General features: G+C 74.7%; 4 protein-coding genes. All 4 read right to left on the reverse strand.

Going from position 1 to position 4,011, the window contains the following annotated elements; translation table 11 throughout:
• Positions 1-33: 33 nt before the first annotated feature.
• On the reverse strand, positions 34-1,107 hold the full coding sequence (gene hypE, locus ABZ641_RS28335) for a hydrogenase expression/formation protein HypE (protein ID WP_344624070.1): 1,074 nt from the start codon (positions 1,105-1,107) through the stop codon (positions 34-36).
• Complete coding sequence (hypD, locus tag ABZ641_RS28340) at positions 1,100-2,233, reverse strand: hydrogenase formation protein HypD (RefSeq protein ID WP_344624069.1); 1,134 nt, start codon at positions 2,231-2,233, stop codon at positions 1,100-1,102. Before hypD ends, hypE begins: the two co-directional genes overlap by 8 nt.
• Complete coding sequence (locus ABZ641_RS28345; RefSeq protein ID WP_344624068.1) at positions 2,230-2,520, reverse strand: HypC/HybG/HupF family hydrogenase formation chaperone; 291 nt, start codon at positions 2,518-2,520, stop codon at positions 2,230-2,232. The genes hypD and ABZ641_RS28345 overlap by 4 nt, the downstream gene beginning before the upstream one ends.
• A 47-nt stretch (positions 2,521-2,567) precedes the next feature.
• On the reverse strand, positions 2,568-4,011 hold a 1,444-nt coding region (locus ABZ641_RS28350; protein ID WP_359986217.1), incomplete at its 5' end, for a Sua5/YciO/YrdC/YwlC family protein.

Here is a 4,011-nt window from a genome sequence, read left to right on the forward strand (position 1 = left end):
GCTCGCCGCGCCGTGAAGGGCGGCAGGTGGCGCTCAGCAGATCCGCGGCAGCTGCTCGCCGACCGGCAGGTCGACCACCCGGGTGCCGCCGAGCGCGGTCCGGGCCACCACCATGCCGGGGTGGTCGGTGACGCACTCGCCGATCACCGCCGCGCCCGCACCGTACGGGTGCGCCCGCATCGCCTCCAGGACGGCGTCCGCGTGCTGCCGCGGCACGAACGCGACGAGCTTGCCCTCGTTGGCGACGTACAGCGGGTCGAGGCCGAGGATCGCGCAGGCGTTGGCGACCTCCGGCGGCACCGGGATGCTCCGCTCCCGGACGACCACACCGACCCCGGCGGCCGCGGCGATCTCGTTGAGCGAGGCGCCGAGGCCCCCGCGGGTGGGGTCGCGCAGCACGTGCAGGTCCGGGGTGACGGCGAGCATCGCCTGCACCAGCCCGCCGAGCGGGGCGCAGTCGCTCTGCACGTCCACGCCGAACTCCAGGCCCTCGCGCACGCTCATCACGGCGACGCCGTGCAGCCCGATCGGCCCGCTGACGATCACCACGTCGCCGGGTTCGGCACGCTGCGGCCGCAGGTCGACCCCGGCCGGGATCAGTCCGATGCCCGCGGTGTTGAGGTAGATCCCGTCGCCGCGGCCGGCCTCGACGACCTTGGTGTCGCCGGTGGCCACCTCGACCCCGGCGGCCCGTGCCGCCGCGCCGAGCGCCTGCGCGACCCGGGCCACCTGGGCCGTCTCGACGCCCTCCTCCAGGATGAACCCGCAGGACAGATAGGCGGCCGTGGCACCGCTCATCGCCAGGTCGTTGACGGTGCCGTTGACGGCCAGGTCGCCGATGCTGCCGCCGGGGAAGAACAGCGGCCGCACCACGTAGGAGTCGGTGGAGAAGGCGAGCCGCACCCCGCCGAGGGTGACGGCGGCGGAGTCGCCGAGCGCGGCCAGCACCGGGCCGCCGAAGGCGGGCGCGAAGACGTGCTCGACGAGTTCGGCGGAGAGCGCCCCGCCGCCGCCGTGGCCCATCACCACCCGCGGGTGGTCGCGCAGCGGCAGCGGGCAGCTCCAGTTGGAGAAGTCGGGGGCGGCGAGGGTGTCGGTGTCAGGCAACGGGGCTCGCCTCCAGCGGGGTGGCGGGTGCGGCGGGCGCACCCAGGCGGCGGTACAGGTAGTAGGCGGCGCAGGCGCCCTCGCTGGAGACCATGGTCGCGCCCAGCGGGTTGCGCGGTGTGCAGACGGTGCCGAAGGCCTCGCACTCGTGCGGCTTGAGCAGTCCCTGCAGCACCTCGCCGGCCCGGCAGGCGGCCGGCTCGCAGGTGTTGACGTCGCCGACGTCGAAGCGGTGCTCGGCGTCGAACTCGCGGTAGCGGGACGAGAGCCGCCAGCCGCTCTGCGGGATGGTGCCGATGCCGCGCCAGGCGCGGTCGGTGGTCTCGAAGACGTCGGCGAGCATCGCCTGCGCCGCCGGGTTGCCCTCGTCGCGCACCGCCCGCGGATAGGCGTTGTCCACCGTGTGCTCGCCGCGCTCCAGTTGGCGCACGGTGCGGCGGATGCCCTCCAGGATGTCCAGCGGCTCGAAGCCGGTGACCACGATCGGCACCTCGAACCGCTCGGCGAGCTCCGGGTACTCGGCGGTGCCCATCACCGAGCAGACGTGCCCGGCGGCGAGGAAGCCCTGCACCCGGCAGTCCGGCGACTGCATGATCGCCTCGATCGCCGGGGGCACCCGGACGTGCGAGACCAGCAGGCTGAAGTTGCGGATCCCGCGCTTCTTCGCCTGGTACACCGTCATGGCGTTCGGCGGGGCGGTGGTCTCGAAGCCGATGCCGAAGAACACCACCTGCTTGTCCGGGTTCTGCTCGGCGATCCGCAGCGCGTCCAGCGGGGAGTAGACCACCCGCACGTCGCCGCCCTCGCTGCGGACCCGGAACAGGTCCTTGTCCGTGCCCGGCACCCGCAGCATGTCGCCGAAGGAGCAGAAGACCACGTCGGGGCGGGAGGCGATCTCCAGCGCCTTGTCGATCACCTCCAGCGGGGTGACGCACACCGGGCAGCCCGGTCCGTGGATCAACTCCACTTCCTCCGGGAGCAGTTGGTCGATGCCGTGCCGGATGATGGTGTGCGTCTGGCCGCCGCAGACCTCCATCAGCGCCCAGGGCCGGGTGACGGTGGCCCGGATGTCGTCGAGCAGCCGCCGGGCCAGCTCGGGATTCTGGAACTCCTCCAGGTACTTCACTTGGTCTCCGCCTCCTTCGGGGCGCCCGCGGCCGCCTCCCACGGGTCGCCGAACTCCTCCTGCAGCAGCCCGAGTTCCTCGAACAGCTCAAGGGTCCGGCGGGCCGACTCCTCGTCCAGGCGCTGCAGCGCGAACCCGACGTGCACGATCGCGTACTCACCGACCGCCAGGTCGGGCAGGTACTCCAGGCACACGTCCTTCACCACGCCGCCGAAGTCCACGACGGCCATCCGGGTGCCGTCGCGCTCCTCGATCTCCATCACCCTGCCGGGCACCGCCAGGCACATCGGCTGCTCCCTCGTTCGTCCTCCGGGGGCGGGTGCGCCCCCGCCGTTCAGCTGCCGGTCCGGCCGGCCACCACGAGCTGGCCGAGGGCCAGACCGCCGTCGTTGGGCGGCACCAGCCGGTGCCGCAGTACGGTGAAGCCGGCCGCCCGCAGCCGGTGCAGGCACTCCTCGGTGAGCAGCGCGTTGCCGAACACCCCGCCGGTGAGCGCCGCCGTGCCGAGTCCGGTCCGCTCCCGCGCCGCCAGGCACCACCGTTCCACCAGGGCGGCCACCGCACCGTGGAAGCGCCGGGCGACCACCGCGGCGCGCACGCCCGCCGCCAGGTCGGCGACCACCGCGGCCAGCACCGGGCCGGGATCGGCCACCGACACGCCGGCCTCGTCCCGCATGCCGAAGGCGTACGGCTCGCCGGAGTCCTCGGCGTCCAGCGCGGCGGCCTCCAACTCCACGGCCGCCTGGGCCTCGTAGCCGGCCCGGTGGCAGACCCCGGCGAGCGAGGAGACGGCGTCGAACAGCCGTCCCATGCTGGAGGTCGGCACGCAGTTCAGGCCGCGCGCCAACTGCTGTCGCAGCACCGGGAGTTCGTCCGCGGGGCAGGCCGCGGTGCAGGGCAGTCCGGGCTCCCAGGGCAGGCCGGCCGCGTACAGGTGGGCGAGCGCCATCCGGTACGGACGTTCCACCGCGGCGTCCCCGCCGGGCAGCGGCACGTGGCCGAGCCGGCCGAAGCGGTCGAAGCCGTCGTAGTCGGCGAGCAGCACCTCGCCGCCCCAGACCGTGCCGTCCTCGCCGTAGCCGGTGCCGTCGAAGGCGATGCCGATGACCCGCCCGGTGCCGTCCAGGCCGTGCTCGGCCATCGCCGAGGCGATGTGCGCGTGGTGGTGCTGCACGGTGCGGACCTCGCGCCCGCGGGCCTGCCGCCGGGCCCACTGCGCGGAGCGGTAGCGCGGGTGCCGGTCGGCGGCCAGCAGCTCCGGGCGGACCCCGGTGACGGCCGCCAACTGGGCGACCGCGCGGCCGAATCCGGCGAGGGTCGCCAGGTCGTCCATGTCGCCGACGTGCCCGGAGGGCCAGGCGGTGCGCCCCTCGGCCAGCGCGAAGGTGTTCTTGAGGTCCCCACCGACGGCGAGCACCGGGCGGACGTCCACCGGCAGCGGCACCGGCAGCGGCGCGTAGCCGCGCGAGCGGCGCACCGGCAGCACCTCGCCGTCCACCACCCGCACCACCGAGTCGTCGCAGGGCACGTGGATCGGCCGGTCGTGCGCCAGCCAGCCGTCCACCAGCGGGGCGAGGCGGTCCAGCGCCTCGGCGTCGTCGGTGACGATCGGCTCGCCGGACAGGTTGCCGCTGGTCATCACCAGCATCCGCGGCCCGTCCGGGTCGCCGGGCAGGCCGAGCAGCAGCCGGTGCAGCGGGGTGTACGGCAGCATCACGCCGAGGTCGGGGCAGCGCGGGGCGACGCCCTCGGCGATCCCGGGGGCGCCGGGCCGGCGG

Source organism: Kitasatospora sp. NPDC007106, assembly GCF_040634455.1.
Classification (GTDB): domain Bacteria; phylum Actinomycetota; class Actinomycetes; order Streptomycetales; family Streptomycetaceae; genus Kitasatospora; species Kitasatospora arboriphila.

Excerpts from the sequence above, each read along its gene's own strand:
- ABZ641_RS28345 (WP_344624068.1), bottom strand. The coding sequence starts at position 2,520 with ATGTGCCTGGCGGTGCCCGGCAGGGTGATGGAGATCGAGGAGCGCGAC.